Below are 18,588 nucleotides of genomic sequence, written 5' to 3' on the forward strand. Positions count from 1 at the left end.
CAACCACTATTTTGATCTTTTTAATCCCCATAGAACAAGGAATTTCTGTGGTTTTTCCACCATTTCGATCCTGCGTCCCCACAGATCGATCGTCGATTGCTGTCGAGGCACCTTATTATATACAGTATACACACCGGGACATTTCCATTTTGTGGATAAAAAAATCCTTATTTTATCAGCATTCCAGCCACCTATTCACAGCTTATCCTCCACTTATCCACATTTTGGGGATAACTTGTGGAAAAGCCGTGGAATACGATCTGGATAAGCTTCTGATTGTTCACACCCATTCACCAAAAAGCCTTATTTTTCGGCGTTTTTTCCACGTGGATAACTGAATTTCACTTATTCACATTGCGGGTTTTTATTGAAAAATGTGGACAAATCATGTAGAATAGAACTTAGATTGGGTTATTTTGCAGTTTTGGCTGCTTTTTACGTTTAGGAGACACAGTATGATAGAGAAAATTAAGGAAAAATGGGATGAAATTCTCCTCCATATTAAAGAAGAACACGAACTGACGGACGTTTCTTTCAAAACATGGCTGCTTCCGACGCAGCCTTATTCCATGAAAGACGGCACCCTTCAGATCCTGGTTCCGGATGTGCAGTTTCTCGGCTATATCAAAAAAAAATACGGACTTTTGATCCAGATTACCATCGAAGAACTAACCGGAATCGAGTGTGAGGTCGATTTTGTCACCATCGAACAGGTCGATGAGCCGCAAAAAGAGACGGACAAAAGCCATCTGATCAACCGCCCGTCCGAAGTCAGCCGCCAGCTCATCCAGGATGCGAACTTAAATCCGCGCTACACATTCGACACCTTCGTCGTCGGCGCAAACAATAACTTAGCGCACGCCGCTTCCCTCGCCGTGGCAGAATCTCCGGGTGAGATCTACAACCCTCTCTTCATTTACGGGGGTGTAGGTCTGGGAAAAACGCATCTTATGCACTCGATCGGACATTTTATCTTAAAAAACAATCCAAAAGCGAAGGTTCTCTACGTTACAAGTGAGAAGTTTACGAACGAACTGATCGATGCGATCCGGAACAAAAACAATATTTCCACCACGGAGTTCCGTGAAAAATACAGAAACAACGACGTCCTCCTCATCGATGATATCCAGTTTATTATCGGTAAGGAATCGACACAGGAAGAATTTTTCCATACCTTCAACGCACTCTATGAAGCGAAAAAACAGATCATTATCTCCTCAGATAAGCCGCCGAAAGAGATCGAGACGCTGGAAGAACGGCTTCGTTCCCGTTTCGAATGGGGCTTGACCGTCGATATCCAGTCGCCGGATTATGAAACCCGTATGGCGATCCTCCGCAAAAAAGAGGAACTCGAGGGCTACAATATAGATAATGAAGTGATCAAGTACATCGCCACCAACGTCAAGTCCAACATCCGTGAGCTCGAGGGCGCCCTCACCAAGATCGTCGCCCTTTCCAAGTTAAATAACAAGGAGATCACGACGGAGCTGGCGGAGGAAGCGCTCAAGGATCTCATTTCCCCGAACGCGGAGAAGGAAGTGACCCCGGAGCTGATCATCCAGGTCGTTGCCGATCATTTCGGTATCACTCCGCTTGACATTTCCTCCCAGAAGCGCAACAAGGAGATCGTATTCCCGCGCCAGATCGTGATGTATATCTGCCGTTCGATGCTCGGAACTTCCCTGCAGAATATCGGCAAATATTTAGGCGGTCGGGATCACACGACGATCATCCACGGTCACGACAAGATCGCTGCCGATATGGAGAAAAACGAATCGCTTCGCAATACCGTGGAAATCTTAATGAAAAAGATCAGCCCACAGTAGGTTTCTTCCACAATTTCGCGTGGAAAAGTGGTTGAAAACCTGTGGATAACTTTTCCCACATTTTGCTCCATTTCAGGGCTGTGGATAATTCAAAAGTTATCCAGCCGGTTCCGGACAGTTTTACACAGCCTTTTTAACCATTCAAAAGGAGTCTGAACCCCTGTATTTTCAAGACTGTCCGGAGAATTCCACATATTCACAGCCCCTACTACGATTGCGACGAAATTTATATATATCTTTTCTTTCCGTTCCACGTTATTTTTAGCAAAGGAGTTATCAACAAACATGAAGCTTTCATTTGAAAAAGATCATTTAATGAACGGCATCAACATTGTTCTAAAGGCCGTTCCTTCCAAAACCACCATGCCGATTCTCGAATGCATCCTGATCGATGCTGTTTCGGATGAGATCAAACTGACCGGCAACGATATGGAGCTGGGAATTGAGACGAAGGTCGAAGGAACGATCCTGGAACGTGGAAAAATCGCTCTTGATGCCAAGCTTTTTTCCGATATTATCCGCAAGCTCTCCGGCGAAAATTCTACGATCACGATCGAATCGGATGAAAAATACAACACGACGATCACCTGTGACAAGGCTATTTTCCAGATTCAGGGCAAGGACGGCGATGAATTTTCCTATATTCCCCACATTGAGCGGGATAAATTCATCACACTTTCCCAGTTTACCTTAAAAGAGATCATTCGCCAGACGATCTTCTCGATCTCGCCGAACGACAGCAACAAGATGATGACCGGTGAGCTGATGGAGGTCACCGGCAATGAACTTAAGCTCGTTTCCCTCGACGGACACCGCATGTCGATCCGCAAAGTTGCATTAAAAGAACAGTACAGTGATATAAAAGTCATCGTTCCTGGCAAGACTTTAGGTGAGATCAGCAAGATCTTAAACGGTGACAACGACTCTGAGGTACAGATTTTCTTCAGCACCAACCACATCATGTTTGAATTTGACGACACGATCGTGTTATCCCGCCTGATTGAGGGCGAGTATTTCCGGATCAATCAGATGCTTTCCTCCGATTATGAGACGAAAGTTACCTTGAACCGCCGCGATTTCATGGATGCGATCGACCGTGCGAGCATTCTCGTCCGTGAAAATGATAAGAAACCTTTGATCTTAAACTTTACCGATGAAGAAATGGAGTTAAAGATGCATTCCGCCTTCGGTACGATGGATGCCCGTCTGGCGATTACCAAGTTTGGAAAAGACCTGATGATCGGCTTCAACCCGAAGTTTTTGGGTGATGCGCTGCGAATCATCGATGATGAGGAAGTGACTCTGTACATGATGAATCCGAAATCCCCGTGCTTTATCCGGGACGAGGAGGAGACTTACATCTATCTGATCCTGCCGGTCAATTTCAATGCGGCAGCGATCTAACCTGCCATTTTTAGACATGGCAGGTGCAGGCAGACAGTGACAGAAAGGATCTGAAATAAGATGGAGATAAAACTGAGAGATGAATTTATAAAACTGGGTCAGGCGCTTAAGGCAGCTGGTCTGGTAGAGTCCGGCGTGGATGCTAAATTTGCGATTCAGGACGGGCTTGTGAAGGTCAATGGCGCGGTGGAAATGCAGCGCGGCAAGAAGCTTTACGACGGGGACAAAGTCGAGTATGACGGAGAGACCGTAACAATCACCAAATAAAGGATGGTTTCATGTTTATCGAATCGATCGAACTCAAAAATTACCGCAATTACGGGGAATTACATATGGATTTTGATCCGGGGACGAATGTTCTCTACGGGGACAACGCGCAGGGTAAAACCAATATCCTTGAAGCGGTCTACGTGTGTGCGACGACCAAGTCCCACCGCGGCAGCAAGGACAGGGAGATCATCGAATTCGGAGAGGACGAGTCCCACATCAAGATGCAGCTTCGCAAGGACGATGTGCCGTACCGGATTGACATGCATCTAAAGAAAAATAAGACGAAGGGCGTGGCGGTCAACGGGATTCCGATCCGGCGGGCGAGCGAGCTTTTCGGCATTGTTAACGTGGTGTTTTTTTCGCCGGAAGATCTGAATCTCATTAAGAACGGACCGGCGGATCGGCGCCGTTTTATTGATCTGGAATTATGCCAGTTAAACCGGCTCTACGTCCATTCGCTGGTGCAGTACAACCGGGTGGTGATACAGAGAAATAAGCTCTTAAAGGAGCTGTTTTTCCATCCCGAGTACGAGGAGATGCTGGATATATGGGATATGCAGCTTGCTTCCTATGGGCGGGAGGTGAGCCAGTACCGGCGGGAATTTATCGGTGAATTAAACGAATTGATCCGTCCGATCCATCAGAAATTGTCGGGTGGAAAGGAAGAACTCGTCATCCAGTATGAGCCGAACACGGAGGCGGATCAGTTGGAAGCGGCAGTCAAAAAGAGCCGCGAGGCGGACCGGAAGCAGAAGACGACGCTGGTCGGACCACACCGGGATGACTTAAGTTTCTATGTCAACGGAATTGACATCCGGCGCTTCGGTTCACAGGGACAGCAGAGAACGGCGGCATTATCGCTCAAACTGGCGGAGATTGAGCTGGTTAAAAAGATCAAAAAGGAGTATCCGATCCTGCTTCTCGACGATGTTTTGTCGGAGTTAGATGGAAAACGGCAGGATCATCTGCTCGCCAGCATCCGCCACATACAGACGATCATTACCTGTACGGGCTTGGATGATTTTATCAGCCACAGCTTCCAGATAGATAAGACCTTTCGGGTCGTGAGCGGGACGGTCACCTGTGAACGTCCAAACAAGACAACTAGTCAGACATAAAACAGCAAGTGAAGGAGGAACTATGGGTTCAGAATACAGTGCAGATCAAATACAGATATTGGAGGGATTGGAGGCGGTCAGAAAGCGTCCTGGTATGTATATAGGCAGCACATCTGTAAGAGGCCTCCATCACCTGGTGTATGAGATAGTAGACAACTCCGTGGATGAGGCGTTAGCCGGATTCTGCAGTCACATCGAGGTGCAGATCAATGCGGACAATTCCATCACGGTACAGGATGACGGTCGTGGTATCCCGGTTGATACTCAGAAAAAAGCCGGACTTCCGGCGGTTGAGGTCGTATTTACGATCCTGCATGCGGGCGGCAAGTTCGGCGGCGGCGGATACAAGGTATCCGGCGGTCTGCACGGCGTAGGCGCATCGGTTGTAAATGCTCTTTCCGAGTGGCTGGAGGTTGAGATCTGCCGCGATGGAAAGGTATATAAACAGCGCTATGAGCGCGGCAAAACGATGTATCCGCTGAAAGTAGTCGGTGAGTGTGCTCCGGATAAGCACGGCACACGGGTCGTATTCCTGCCGGATAAGGAGATTTTCGAGGAAACGGTCTACGACTATGATACGTTAAAAGTACGCCTGCGTGAGACGGCATTCCTGACGAAAAACTTAAAGATCACCCTGCGGGATGACAGAGAAGTGAAGCATGAGAAGACCTTTCACTATGAGGGCGGTATCAAGGAATTTGTCACCTACTTGAACCGGAGCAATGAGAAGCTCTATGAACCGGTTATCTACTGCGAGGGCATCAAGGACAAGGTATTTGTCGAGGTGGCGATGCAGCATAACGATTCCTACACGGAAAATATCTACACCTTCGTCAATAATATCAATACACCGGAGGGCGGTACCCATCTGGCCGGCTTTAAGAGTGCTCTGACGAAGACTTTTAATGACTATGCGAAGAAAAATAAGCTTCTGAAGGAAAATGAGCCGGCACTCAGCGGTGAGGATATCCGCGAGGGCCTTACAGCGATCATCAGCGTTAAGATCGAGGAGCCGCAGTTTGAGGGACAGACGAAGCAGAAACTCGGCAACAGCGAGGCCCGCGCGGCGGTCGATGCGATCGTGAGCGAGCAGCTGACATATTTCCTGGAGCAGAATCCAACGGTTGCCAAGATCATCTGTGAGAAATCAATTCTTGCCAAGAGAGCCCGCGACGCAGCCCGCAAGGCCCGCGAGATGACGAGACGTAAATCAGCGCTTGACGGCATGGCGCTTCCAGGAAAATTAGCCGATTGTTCCGACAAGAATCCGGAAAACTGCGAGATCTACATCGTAGAGGGAGATTCCGCGGGTGGTTCTGCGAAAGAGGCTAGAAATAAATCCAATCAGGCTATTCTGCCTCTTCGAGGCAAGATCTTAAACGTAGAAAAAGCAAGACTGGATCGAATTTACGGCAATGCGGAGATCCGTGCGATGATCACGGCATTTGGTACCGGTATTCATGAAGATTTTGATATTTCAAAACTTCGTTACAACAAGATCATTATCATGACCGATGCCGATGTGGATGGTGCACATATCAGTACCCTGCTTCTGACGTTCCTGTATCGTTTTATGCCGGATTTGATCCGGGAAGGACATGTATATCTGGCACAGCCGCCGCTTTATAAGATCGAGAAGAATAAGCGTGTCTGGTATGCATACAGCGATGATGAGCTGAATTCGATTCTGACTGAGATTGGCCGTGACAACAACAATAAGATCCAGCGTTATAAAGGTCTGGGTGAGATGGACGCGGAACAGCTTTGGGAGACTACCATGGATCCGGAGCGCCGAATTCTTCTCCGTGTCCAGATCGACAGTGAGACTGCTTCGGAGGTTGATCTGACATTTGCTACCCTGATGGGGGATCAGGTTGAGCCGCGCCGTGAGTTTATCGAGGCAAATGCGAAGTACGTAAAGAACCTGGATATTTAATTAAATTTAAGTCACTTAAATCCTTTTGAGGACGAAAGGAGTATAGATGGAACCAAATATATTTGACAAAATTCATGACATTGATCTGAAAAAGACAATGGAAACGTCTTACATCGATTATGCGATGAGCGTTATTGCTGCCCGTGCACTTCCGGATGTGCGGGATGGCTTGAAACCGGTGCAGAGACGAGTGCTTTATTCGATGGTTGAGCTGAATAATGGACCGGATAAGCCCCACCGTAAGTCAGCCCGTATCGTCGGTGATACAATGGGTAAATACCACCCACATGGTGACAGTTCAATCTATGGTGCGTTGGTAAATATGGCTCAGAAATGGGCTACCCGTTACCCGCTTGTAGATGGACATGGAAACTTCGGTTCCATGGACGGCGACGGCGCCGCAGCGATGCGATACACCGAGGCAAGACTGAGCCGTATTTCCATGGAGATGCTGGCGGATATTGGCAAGAATACCGTTGATTTCATGCCGAACTTTGATGAGACTGAGAAAGAACCGACGGTTCTTCCGGCTCGTTTTCCCAATATTCTGGTAAATGGCGGCACCGGTATCGCCGTTGGTATGGCAACGAATATTCCGCCTCACAACCTGCGTGAGGTGATTGCTGCCGTTGTCAAGATCATAGACAACCGGGTGGAGGAAGACCGCCCGACTACCATCGAAGAACTGATGGAGATCGTAAAGGGACCTGATTTCCCGACAGGAGCAACCATCCTTGGAAAAGCAGGCATCGAAGAAGCGTACAGAACCGGACGCGGCAAGATCCGTGTACGGGCTGTATACAATATCGAGGCCATGGCAAATGGCAAGAGCCGTATCATCGTGACAGAGCTTCCTTATGCAGTGAATAAGGCTCGTTTGATCGAAAAGATCGCAGAGCTTGTAAAGGATAAAAAGCTTGATGGAATCACGGATCTGCGTGATGAATCCAACCGTGAGGGACTTCGGATCTGCATTGAACTGCGCCGTGATGTGAATGCCAATGTCATCATGAACCGTCTGCTGAAGCATACACAGCTGCAGGACACCTTTGGTGTGATTATGCTGGCGCTGGTTAATAATGAGCCGCGTATCTTAAATCTGCAGCAGATCCTGGAATATTACTTAAAGCACCAGGAGGATGTGGTAACCAGAAGAACCAAATATGATCTGAACAAGGCAGAAGAGAGAGCCCATATTTTGGAAGGTCTTTTAAAGGCACTGGATCATATCGATGAGGTTATTAAGATCATCCGCGGTTCTGCCAATGTTCAGGCGGCGAAAGCTCAGTTAATGGAGCGTTTTGATCTTTCGGATGCACAGGCACAGGCCATCGTAGATATGCGTCTGCGTGCTCTGACCGGTCTGGAACGCGAGAAACTGGAAAATGAATATAAAGAGCTGGAGGCAAAGATTGCAGAGTTGAAAGCGATTCTGGCAGATGAGAAGAAACTTTTGTGTGTTATCAAGGAGGAGATCTCCCTCATCGCTGATAAATACGGAGATGACCGCCGTACCGCCATCGGATATGATGAATACGATATGTCTGCGGAGGATTTGATCCCGGATGACGATATCGTTGTGACCATGACCAATTTTGGCTATATTAAGAGAATGTCCAGCGATAATTTCAAGAGCCAGAACCGCGGAGGCAAGGGAATCAAGGGCATGCAGACTATTGAGGAAGATTATATCGAAGATCTGCTGATGACCACAACCCATCATTATGTGATGTTCTTTACCAACAAGGGACGCGTATACCGTCTGAAGGGATACGAGATTCCGGAGGCAGGACGCACTGCCAGAGGTACTGCCATCGTGAATCTGCTTCCGCTGATGCCAGGCGAGAAGATCACATCCATCGTTCCTATGAAGGAGATCGATGATGAGAAATATCTCTTCATGGCAACCCGCAATGGTATGGTTAAGAAGACTCCGATGAAGGAATACAGCAATGTCCGCAAGAACGGTCTTCAGGCGATTGTACTTCGTGATGACGATGAATTGATCGAAGTTAAGGCTACCGATAATACCGAAGATATTTTCCTGATCACAAAGAAAGGTATGTGTATCCGATTCCATGAGACCGATGTCCGCGTGACAGGCCGTGTTTCCATGGGGGTTATCGGCATGAAGTTTGATGAAGGCGATGAAGTCATCGGTATGCAGATGGCCAGCCAGGGAGAATGCCTGCTGGTAGTATCGGAAAATGGTTATGGAAAACGCACTCCGATTGATGAATTTACAGCCCAGAACCGAGGCGGCAAGGGCGTGCGCTGCTATAAGATCATCGACAAAACCGGTGATTTGGTGGGTGCAAAGCTGGTAGATAATGAGCGCAAGATCATGCTGATTACCAATGAAGGCATCATCATCAAGATGGCAGTCAGCGACATCTCGATTATCGGACGCAATACCTCCGGTGTGAAGCTGATGAGTATTGATGCTGAATCCGGCATAGCAGTTGCAAGCATCGCCAAGGTGCGGGAGAGCGACAAGGATGAGGATGAAGAAGACGAATTTCTGGAGGAACAGGACGGAGAAGAAACCGAATCTGAGAATACGGAAGAATAAAAGTTACAGTTCAGCCATGCGCTGGTTTGAATGAGAAAGAGTGTTGCAAGCTTGCTTGCATAAGCACTTTTTCATCCAAATCAGCATATGGTGGACCCACCATGCTTCTTGTTTTCATGAATATGGAAACAAGAAGATGTCATGGCTGAACTGTAACGAATAAAAAGTAAAAAAGATCAGATATCCTTGATCTTTGAAAAGAAAATCATAAAAAAGAGAACATCCGGCAATTCATAAACTGGAATTAGCGGGTGTTCTCTTTTTGATCTTTATGAGGCGCAGTATTTTAACAGTGTCACAGCGTCGTTTCTCTCTGAATAAGGCGGCACTTGAATTCCTGGTAGGTAAATTCAGATTCACGGTTTTCGATTATAGCAAGAAGAAGTTTGGCAGCATACTCGCCCATTTGATCGTAGGGAATATCAATGCCGCTGATAGAAGGATAGTCCATTTCATAGAAATTCACCTCGTTCAGGAAGATATGGCGAATTCTCTGAGGGATGGAAAAGCCTGTTTTTAATATTTCACGCTGCAGCAGCAGTCCAATGTCGTAGTTTTGAGAAATGGCAAGATCAAAACTGCGGTTTTCCATGTATTTAGCTAAAAATTGCTGCAAATGAATCAGATCACGATCCTTGATAGGGCAGATCACGTGCTCCAGATGGCAGTTCGGTGCCGTCCGGCGAAGCAGGGATTCAAAAAGCGGATATTTATTATTAACTAAAAGACCGTCATTGCTGATGGAAAAATACCGCACTTCGTGGATTCCCTTTTCCAGACAGAAGGAGGCACATTCCTGCAGGGCATATTCAAATGCATGGGGGAACGGTGTTTTTTTTGAGAAAACCCCGTCCATACAGATAACCACATAAGGAATATGATTTTCATCGGCCGGTTTTGTAAAAGCAGCGTGATCATCGTTGGAAATAAAAATGAGTCCATCGATCACGTTGGAATAATAGCTTTTGACATAATCCGGAGAAGAATCTATATCATCCATTTCATTGAAAATCGTGATGGTATAGTCGATCTGGGACAGGTACTGGCTGATTCCAGTAAAAGCATTTAAGAAAGCCTGGCGGCTGTAATCCTTTGCACATACAATTCCGATGGATGTACAGTTTTTGGTCCGCATGCTTTTGGCGGAAGCATTGGGATAGTAGTGAAGTGCTTCAACGGCATCTAAAACCTTGCGTCTGGTTTCCTCACTGATCTTCTGATTCTGGCGATTATTGATCACATAAGATACAGTCGCCTGAGAGACTCCGCAGAGTTTTGCGATGTCTTTTGCAGTAACATTTTTTTTCATAATTTTGTAGACTCCTTATAACACTTTTACAGTTTATTAAATTTCTCTAAAAATGTCTATAGAAATTCACTAAAATACACAATAATTTAATATTGCTAAAAAAATAATTGAAATGCCGATCCTTTTGTGATATTCTAACAACATAAAATTAACTTATACGTATAAGCTAGGAATGGAGGAAAAAATGGGAAAAGCAAACGAACAAGCAAAAGATAAGCCTTCGTTATTAAACCGCTGGCTGAACGGAATTGAGAAAGTCGGAAATAAACTTCCGCATCCGATTTCTATTTTTGCAATTTTAGTTCTCTTTGTTATCGTTCTTTCTGCTGTCTGTGAGATGGCTGGAGTTTCGGCAACAGGTGAACTGGTTAACCGTTCTAAGGGAGTCGTAGAGACTCAGACGGTTCAGGCTGTCAGCCTTTTGAATGGTGAGGGGCTTGTGTATATGCTGACACATGCAATCACTAACTTTACAGGATTCGCTCCTTTGGGAGTTGTCCTGGTAGCTATGTTTGGTATCGGACTTCTGGAGGACAGTGGTTTAATCGGAGGCGCATTAAAGTCTGCTGTAGAGGTTACTCCGGCTAAGTTAATTACTCCGATGATCGTATTCTTAGGCGTTATGTCCAACCTGGCCGATGCAGTTGGATACATCGTTCTGATTCCGATCGCAGCACTGATGTTCATGGCATACAATCGTCATCCGGTAGTTGGTATGGCTGCAGCATTTGCAGGTGTATCCGGTGGTTTCTCTGCAAACTTATTAATCGGTACTCTGGATCCGCTTCTTTGCGGTATTACCAACGAGGCTGTAAAGATGGTAGACCCGACTTATGTAGTTGAGCCGACCGGAAACTGGTACTTCATGATGGTGTCTACCTTCCTGATCACAATTTTAGGTACTATCATCACTGAGAAAGTCGTTGCACCGCGTTTTGGTGAGTATCACGGCAATGGGGAAGAGAATGAAACAAGCTCTGAATATAAATTAAACGACCAGGAAAGAAAAGCTCTGAAAGTAGCTGGTTTAACCTTACTGGTTATGATTCTGGTTCTGGTAGCTTTCTGTCTCCCGGCTAACTCTGTTATGAGAGCTGAGGATGGAACACTGTTAGGAAACTCTCCGTTTATGGAGGGCATCATCCCGATTATCACTGTACTTTTCTTCGTACCGTCTGTTGTATATGGTCATATGACTGGTGTATACCACGGAGAGAAGGATGTCTGCAACGCTATGGGACGTGCCATGGGAACCATGAGCTCCTACATCGCTCTGACCTTTGTGGCAGCACAGTTTATTAACTTCTTTGGTTATACCAAATTAGGAACGATCCTTGCATTAAAGGGAGCTGAGTTCTTTAGAAACTCTGGTATTGGAACTATCCCGACCATGATCTTATTCGTTCTTTTTGCAGCATTCATCAACCTGTTCATGGGTTCTGCATCTGCAAAATGGGCTCTGATCGCTCCGGTATTCGTACCGATGTTCATGCTGTTAGGTTATACACCGGAGTTCGCTCAGGTTGCTTACCGTATCGGTGACTCCTGTACAAACGTTATCACTCCGATGATGTCCTATTTCGCAATGATTATCGTATTCATGAAGAAATACGATAAAGAGGCTGGTATTGGAACTCTGGTTTCCACCATGCTTCCGTACAGTATATGCTTCCTGATTGGATGGAGTATCCTGTTAGTATTATGGATCGTACTTAACCTTCCGTTAGGACCGGGCGTTGGAATGTTTCTTGGCTAATGGGGTTGAATCGTTACGATAATTTAAATAACTAGAATTAAGATGTACTCTGGGAATGTTTTATGCGGAATGCATAGACATTCCAGGAGTACATATTTTTTCAAAAAAATCGTATGAAGGAGGAAATAATGAACCAGACAAATGTAAAAATTGGACAATTAAGAGATCGCATGAAAGAACTGGGAATCGATGCATACCTGGTTCCGACTGCGGATTTTCATGAATCTGAGTATGTAGGCGAATTCTTTAAATGCCGTCACTTCCTGACCGGTTTCAACGGAACCGCTGGAACGGCTGTTATCACTATGGACAAAGCCGGACTCTGGACAGACGGAAGATACTTTGTACAGGCAGAAGAGCAGCTTTCAGGCAGTGAGATCAAATTATACCGCATGGGTGAACCTGAATTCCCGACTCTGGACGAGTTTTTAGAGGAGGAGCTTCCGGTTGATGGATGCCTTGGATTTGACGGCCGTGTTGTAAACTCTGAGCTGGGGTATGGTCTTCAGAACTTACTGCAGGAAAAAAATGTAACAATCAACTGCAGCAAGGATCTGGTAGGTGAGATCTGGACTTCCCGTCCGGCTATGTCCTGCGAGCCTATCTGGAGCCTGGATGTAAAATATGCCGGAAAGAGTACCGTAGAGAAACTTTCTGATCTTCGTGATGCCATGAAGAAAAATAAAGCACAGATTCATCTGATGACGGCCCTGGATGAAATCGCATGGTTATTCAATCTCCGTGGAAACGATATTGTAAATAACCCGGTATTTCTGTCCTACGCACTTATTACACAGGATGAAGCTTATTTATACGTACAGAAAGAAGCCATCAAAGAAGATACTAAGATGGGAAAAGAGGTTTGTGCGGCTTTAGCTGAGGCAAAGGTTCAGGTAAAAGAGTATGCGGAATTCTTACAGGATGTGGCAGCCCTGAAGAATGAGAAGATTCTTCTGGAACGCAAGAAAGCAAGCTTTGCTGTATGCGAGAGCATTGATGCTTCCTGCCGTATCATAGATGAGATGAATCCTTGTGCGACCATGAAGGCTGTTAAGAATGCAACCGAGATCGAAAATATGCGTAAGGCCCATTTAAAAGATGGTATAGCTGTTACCAAGTTTATGTACTGGCTGAAGCATACCATCGGAACCTGCGATATGACAGAGATGACAGCGGCTCATAAAATTGAAGAACTGCGAGCAGAGCAGGGCAATTATATCGAGCCAAGTTTCGTAACCATTGCAGCTTACAAGGAAAATGCAGCAATGTGCCATTATCATCCAAGCGATGAGGTATGCAAGAAATTAAAACCGGAAGGTCTTCTGCTGGTAGATTCCGGAGGACAGTATTTAGAGGGAACTACTGATATCACAAGAACCTATGCGTTAGGATCTCTGACCGAGAAGGAAAAAGAGTACTACACAATCGTAGCAGCCGCTATGCTGAAGGTATCAACCATGAAGTTCCTTCACGGCTGCCGGGGAATCAACTTAGACTACACCATTCGTGAAGCATTCTGGAAACGTGGTCTTGATTTTGCACATGGTACCGGACATGGTGTTGGATATCTTTCTAACGTACATGAGAGACCGAACGGACTGCGCTGGAAGGTTGTTCCGGAGCGTCAGGACAGCGCTGTGATCGAGCCGGGCATGATCTGCTCCGATGAGCCGGGTCTGTACTTTGCTGGCGATTTCGGAACCAGAACAGAGAACCTGATCTTATGTGTCGAGGATGAGAAAAATGAGTACGGACAGTTCCTGAAGTTCGAATTCCTGACCAAGGCTCCCATCGACTTAGAGGCACTGGATACACGTTTCATGGATGACGCGGATATCGAGCGCTTAAATACATACCATAAAGACGTATACGAAACCATTTCTCCGTACATGAATGAAGAAGAAAAAGAGTGGTTAAAACATGTGACAAGAGAAATTTCAAGATAATATGATGTTACAGTTCAGCCATGCGCTGGTTTGAATGAATATGGAAACAAGAAGATGTCATGGCTGAACTGTAACAATATAATACCTCCTGAACAGATAGAGATAAATTCAAGTCGAACGTCCGTGAGACTTGGCGCGTGATTCTGGTCAGCAAAGCTGGCATATTCCTATCAGAATCACTGCGCATGAGATCAAAATCTATTCAGGGGGTATTTTTATTACATCTATTCAGAAATGATTGCAAGATTATTTAATTTCTATTATGATGATATAAGAGTCATTAATAATTAATAGATGCGGTTCTGTCAGCAGGGGCAGATAAAAATTTCATGGAAGAAGGGTAGTTTTCAAATGAGAAGAATCAATGTTGAAACCATTACACAGAATATCAAAGAAATGTGCATTGAGGCCAACCATTTTCTGTCACCGGATATGAAAAAGGTGTTTGATGAGGCGGCAGCGAGTGAAGAATCTCCATTGGGACGTCAGATTTTAGGCCAGCTGGAAGAAAACTTATGTATCGCTGGTGAGGAGATGATTCCGATCTGCCAGGATACCGGAATGGCAGTTGTGTTTATCAAGGTAGGACAGGATGTACATCTGATCGGCGGTTCTCTGACTGATGCTATCAATGAGGGCGTGCGCCAGGGATATGTAGACGGATATCTCCGTAAATCCGTGGTTAAGGATCCGATTTACCGTGAGAATACGAAGGATAATACACCGGCTATCATTCATTATGAGATCGTAGAGGGTGAGCAGGTAGAGATCACGGTGGCTCCGAAGGGATTTGGAAGTGAAAATATGAGCCGTGTGTTCATGCTGAAACCGGCAGATGGAATCGAAGGAGTCAAGGATGCTATTCTGACAGCGGTGCGGGATGCGGGACCGAATGCCTGTCCTCCGATGGTAGTAGGCGTTGGAATCGGTGGAACCTTTGAAAAGTGTGCAGAGATGGCGAAGCACGCGCTGACCAGAAATCTGGAAGAGGAATCACCGGTTGAGTATGTGCGTGATCTGGAAAAAGAAATGCTTGAAACGATCAATAACCTTGGGATCGGTCCTGGCGGTTTAGGCGGACGGACAACCGCCCTGGCTGTCAATATTGAAACCTACCCGACCCATATTGCAGGGCTGCCGGTAGGCATCAATATCTGCTGTCATGTAAACCGTCATGCGCACAGAGTGATTTGATGAATATTTTTAGGATTGCGAAAGTGCGAAGCACATAGCAATCCGGTATCAAAAGGGGAAAAATCTCTTGTGACCCAAACATCGTTTGATAGTATAAAGAATGTACTCTCGGAGTCTTTCCTGCACAAAAGGATACCGAGAGCACATAAGATAGATTTGGAGGAAAATATGGATAGAACAATCACAGCTCCAATTGACAGGGAGACATTAAAAAGCCTGCATGCAGGTGATTATGTATATATAAGCGGAACCATCTATACGGCACGTGATGCAGCTCATAAGCGCATGATAGAGACACTGGATGAAGGAAGAGAACTTCCCCTTGATCTGAAAGATAATGTAATTTATTATATGGGACCGTCACCGGCCAGAGAGGGCCGTCCGATTGGTTCTGCAGGTCCGACCACAGCCAGCCGTATGGATAAATATACTCCAAGACTTCTGGATCTCGGCATGGGAGCCATGATCGGAAAAGGAAAGAGAAGCCAGGCAGTCATCGATGCCATCGTTCGCAATGGTGCCGTTTATTTTGCGGCAGTGGGCGGAGCCGGAGCAATTCTTTCAAAGTGCATTAAGGAATCGGAAGTGATTGCATACGACGATCTGGGAACAGAGGCGATCCGAAAATTGACGGTAGAAAATATGCCTATGATCGTGGTAATTGATTCCGAAGGAAACAATCTTTACGAGACCGCAGTAAAGGAATATCAGAGATAGAATAATAAGATATCAGATGTGAGATAACTCCCATCCCGCAGCAAGAATGCAGATGCATTTTAGAGTTTTATGAAGAGAGGTTATTGGCTGTTTTGCAAATAACCTCTCTTTTGTCGTGAAGAATAAAGTTATAATTGATAGAGATAAACCATGATTGGCATGGTTATCATACAAAGCAGAGTGGTAATTACGTTAATGGCACCAGCATAGCGGGCATCTTTTCCATATACCTGGGCCATCTGCGTGATTGTGGAGGCGGATGGGGTGATTGTGGCTAACAGGGTGACAAGCAGAATTTGTGAACCATTCTCAGCAAAAGAAGCAAGGCCGCTGAATTTAAGAAGTAAAATTGTCAAAAACGGTACACCGATGAGCCGCAGAATCGTGACAAGTCCAATATGGGGAAAAGACAGAATTTCCTGGGGCGTGGTTCCGGCAATCAGCATTCCTGAGATCAGCATGGCCAAAGGACCAATCATGCTTCCCAGGGAGCGGACAGCGCTGTCCACTGGACCGGGAAGTGAAATCTGTGCCAAGAATAGAAAAATACCGAATAAAATGGCAATCATATTTGTATTTGTTATGATTTTTTTAAAATCAGGCTTTTTTTCTTCACAGATCATCATTTTGCCATGACTCCAGAGAAGAAAAAGCTGTACAGAGACGTAGGCGCTGGAATAAATAACCCAGTCTGGTCCTAGAATAGAGGAAACAAGCGGTATAACAAGATTTCCTGCATTAGAGTAGATGATAGAGGCTTTTTCGACTCCGTTAAGATGAAGAAGAGGTCCTATAAAGTAAAAAAGGACAATCAGGATGAGATGGATCAATACAGCAGCAGCCACCGCCAAAAGAAGCCCATTTAGGATGGAAGGGCTGCAGCTGACCTGAAAAGCAGATAAAATCGAACAGGGGACTACGATATAGACAGACAGGCGTGAAAGAATGCGGCTGTCATCTGAGCGGCAAATGCCAGTCTTTACCAAAACAAAGCCTAAAAACATGATGATAAATAATGCCGCAATTTTACCAACTAAAATTCCAATGGACATAATACTTTTGCTACCTCCTCATAACAGGGCATAGAGACAGAATATTTTTTTGCAAGTCGGAGTGGCTCCATGACAAGTCCGTCCAGTTCCGATGGTTTTCCTTCCATTATGTCACGCTGCATGGAAGTGGTGGCATCGGCAGATAAGTTGGAAAGAATCTCCAGATTTATTTTTACATAGTCTTTTTCAAAGGGATATCCCATGGCAGCAGCCAGAGCGCTGATTTCACGAATCATGGATTTAAATAATTCACGGGCAGGTCCTTCCTTTTGAAAATCTCCGGCCACGGCATGAAGGTAGACTCCAGCAGCTCCGATAGGGGAGACATAGGAAAATTTCTCCAAAGCATCCCTTTGGATATGGGTGGATAAAACTCCATCGATACCGCTTTCGCAAAGATCCGATTGAATGGCTGATAAAATCGGAGAAATATAGGAAGGATCCCTGGGACCGAAGACAACCCTTAAGATAGGACCGTGCTGAACCAGAACACCGGGATGTTCTAAGGATGCAGAAACATAGATGCATCCATCCAGAACGGTACAATCCGGTAATTCTTTCTGCACCCTGGCACCGGTTCCATATATATTTAAGATGGGAATAATAATTGTGCGGGGACCAGCGGTCTGTCGGATAAAAGGAAGGACGGAATCAAGGGAATATTCTTTTACGCATATAAAGATAACCTCCGGAGCCAGGGAAAGAGCACAGGATTTTTCCATGGATAATGCACGAACCTCAAGATGTTCTTCCGTCTGATCCCAGAGATGACGAATGATGAGACCGTTATTACGCATAGCATCAAGGTTGGAACCACGGGCAATGAATGTAACATCCTTTCCAGCTTTTGTAAGAGCAGAGCCAAGAATTCCACCAGTACCGCCGGCTCCCAGGATCATATATTTTAAATTCATAAAAAAACTCCTTTCTGAATCCTAATCTGGATTGCTGCGTGCGATGCGGTGCACTCCTGCAATCCGCCAAAACATCTATAGTATCATATCATAAAATATATTGAAAAATGGTGGTTTAAAGGAAATAAAAAAAAAGAAAAAACTTGGATAAATTTGCTTGACATTTTAAATTTTCTTTGATACAATGAGATACGCGTCTGACAAAGAAATGCGTTAAGATGCAATTGAATATTTTTTTTATTACTGCGGAGAAATACTCAAGAGGCCGAAGAGGCGCCCCTGCTAAGGGTGTAGGTCGGGCAACCGGCGCGAGGGTTCAAATCCCTCTTTCTCCGTTTCTTTTTTTAAAAAAGCTAGAAAAAATAAAAACAAAAAAGTGCTTGACACTGATGAGTTTTCGTGATAAACTAGCTGAGCTGTTGAAGAAACGGCGCTTTTGAAAAAGAAAAACAAAAAATAAATTAAAAAAAGTTGTTGACAAGCAAGAATGCTTATGATAAAATATATGAGCTGTCGCTGAGACAACAAAGAACCTTGAAAACTGAACAGTATGTAAAACCCTGAAAATTCTAAG

Annotated in this window: 13 protein-coding genes and 1 tRNA gene; 11 read left to right on the plus strand and 3 right to left on the minus strand. The window is 45.3% G+C overall.

What is annotated here, in order from left to right:
* Window positions 1-455: 455 nt before the first annotated feature.
* The 6 genes from dnaA (at window position 456) to gyrA (ending at window position 9,126) form a co-directional block, all read left to right on the plus strand.
* The gene (gene dnaA, locus DWZ76_RS02975; protein ID WP_022358493.1) at window positions 456-1,826 is read left to right on the plus strand and encodes a chromosomal replication initiator protein DnaA; all 1,371 of its coding nucleotides are present in this window, start codon (window positions 456-458) and stop codon (window positions 1,824-1,826) included.
* Window positions 1,827-2,111: 285 nt separating this feature from the next.
* On the plus strand, window positions 2,112-3,230 hold the full coding sequence (dnaN, locus tag DWZ76_RS02985; RefSeq protein WP_022358494.1) for a DNA polymerase III subunit beta: 1,119 nt from the start codon (window positions 2,112-2,114) through the stop codon (window positions 3,228-3,230).
* 60 nt (window positions 3,231-3,290) lie between these two features.
* Window positions 3,291-3,497, plus strand: coding sequence for an RNA-binding S4 domain-containing protein (locus DWZ76_RS02990; RefSeq protein WP_107000960.1), 207 nt, complete (start codon window positions 3,291-3,293; stop codon window positions 3,495-3,497).
* An 11-nt stretch (window positions 3,498-3,508) separates the two neighbouring features.
* Complete coding sequence (gene recF, locus DWZ76_RS02995) at window positions 3,509-4,618, plus strand: DNA replication/repair protein RecF (RefSeq protein WP_117796771.1); 1,110 nt, start codon at window positions 3,509-3,511, stop codon at window positions 4,616-4,618.
* A 22-nt stretch (window positions 4,619-4,640) separates the two neighbouring features.
* The gene (gene gyrB / locus DWZ76_RS03000) at window positions 4,641-6,554 is read left to right on the plus strand and encodes a DNA topoisomerase (ATP-hydrolyzing) subunit B (RefSeq protein ID WP_107000962.1); all 1,914 of its coding nucleotides are present in this window, start codon (window positions 4,641-4,643) and stop codon (window positions 6,552-6,554) included.
* A 46-nt stretch (window positions 6,555-6,600) separates the two neighbouring features.
* Window positions 6,601-9,126 (plus strand): DNA gyrase subunit A, encoded by a 2,526-nt coding sequence (gene gyrA / locus DWZ76_RS03005; RefSeq protein ID WP_117796769.1) that lies wholly within the window; start codon window positions 6,601-6,603, stop codon window positions 9,124-9,126.
* 295 nt (window positions 9,127-9,421) lie between these two features.
* Here gyrA and DWZ76_RS03010 read toward each other — a convergent pair whose 3' ends face one another.
* Complete coding sequence (locus DWZ76_RS03010) at window positions 9,422-10,435, minus strand: LacI family DNA-binding transcriptional regulator (protein WP_118471749.1); 1,014 nt, start codon at window positions 10,433-10,435, stop codon at window positions 9,422-9,424.
* A 184-nt stretch (window positions 10,436-10,619) separates the two neighbouring features.
* Between DWZ76_RS03010 and DWZ76_RS03015 the strand changes: the two genes are divergently transcribed.
* From DWZ76_RS03015 to DWZ76_RS03030, 4 genes are all read left to right on the plus strand, one after another.
* The gene (locus DWZ76_RS03015) at window positions 10,620-12,191 is read left to right on the plus strand and encodes an AbgT family transporter (protein WP_107000965.1); all 1,572 of its coding nucleotides are present in this window, start codon (window positions 10,620-10,622) and stop codon (window positions 12,189-12,191) included.
* Window positions 12,192-12,319: 128 nt separating this feature from the next.
* Window positions 12,320-14,137, plus strand: coding sequence for an aminopeptidase P family N-terminal domain-containing protein (locus DWZ76_RS03020; RefSeq protein ID WP_118471751.1), 1,818 nt, complete (start codon window positions 12,320-12,322; stop codon window positions 14,135-14,137).
* A gap of 351 nt (window positions 14,138-14,488) precedes the next feature.
* On the plus strand, window positions 14,489-15,331 hold the full coding sequence (locus tag DWZ76_RS03025; protein ID WP_022358414.1) for a fumarate hydratase: 843 nt from the start codon (window positions 14,489-14,491) through the stop codon (window positions 15,329-15,331).
* A 150-nt stretch (window positions 15,332-15,481) separates the two neighbouring features.
* Window positions 15,482-16,048 carry a Fe-S-containing hydro-lyase gene (locus DWZ76_RS03030; protein ID WP_333549073.1) on the plus strand — a complete coding sequence of 189 codons (567 nt, stop codon included), beginning with the start codon at window positions 15,482-15,484 and terminating at the stop codon, window positions 16,046-16,048.
* Window positions 16,049-16,176: 128 nt separating this feature from the next.
* Here DWZ76_RS03030 and DWZ76_RS03035 read toward each other — a convergent pair whose 3' ends face one another.
* Together DWZ76_RS03035 and DWZ76_RS03040 are read right to left on the minus strand one after the other, a co-directional pair.
* Window positions 16,177-17,100 (minus strand): AEC family transporter, encoded by a 924-nt coding sequence (locus DWZ76_RS03035; protein WP_118471753.1) that lies wholly within the window; start codon window positions 17,098-17,100, stop codon window positions 16,177-16,179.
* Complete coding sequence (locus tag DWZ76_RS03040; protein ID WP_118471755.1) at window positions 17,082-18,014, minus strand: 2-dehydropantoate 2-reductase; 933 nt, start codon at window positions 18,012-18,014, stop codon at window positions 17,082-17,084. The genes DWZ76_RS03035 and DWZ76_RS03040 overlap by 19 nt, the downstream gene beginning before the upstream one ends.
* Before the next feature lie 247 nt (window positions 18,015-18,261).
* Here DWZ76_RS03040 and DWZ76_RS03045 point away from each other — a divergent pair.
* Window positions 18,262-18,349 (plus strand) — tRNA-Ser (locus tag DWZ76_RS03045).
* Window positions 18,350-18,588: the final 239 nt, after the last annotated feature.

The organism is Clostridium sp. AF35-15, assembly GCF_003477745.1.
GTDB lineage: Bacteria > Bacillota > Clostridia > Lachnospirales > Lachnospiraceae > Otoolea > Otoolea fessa.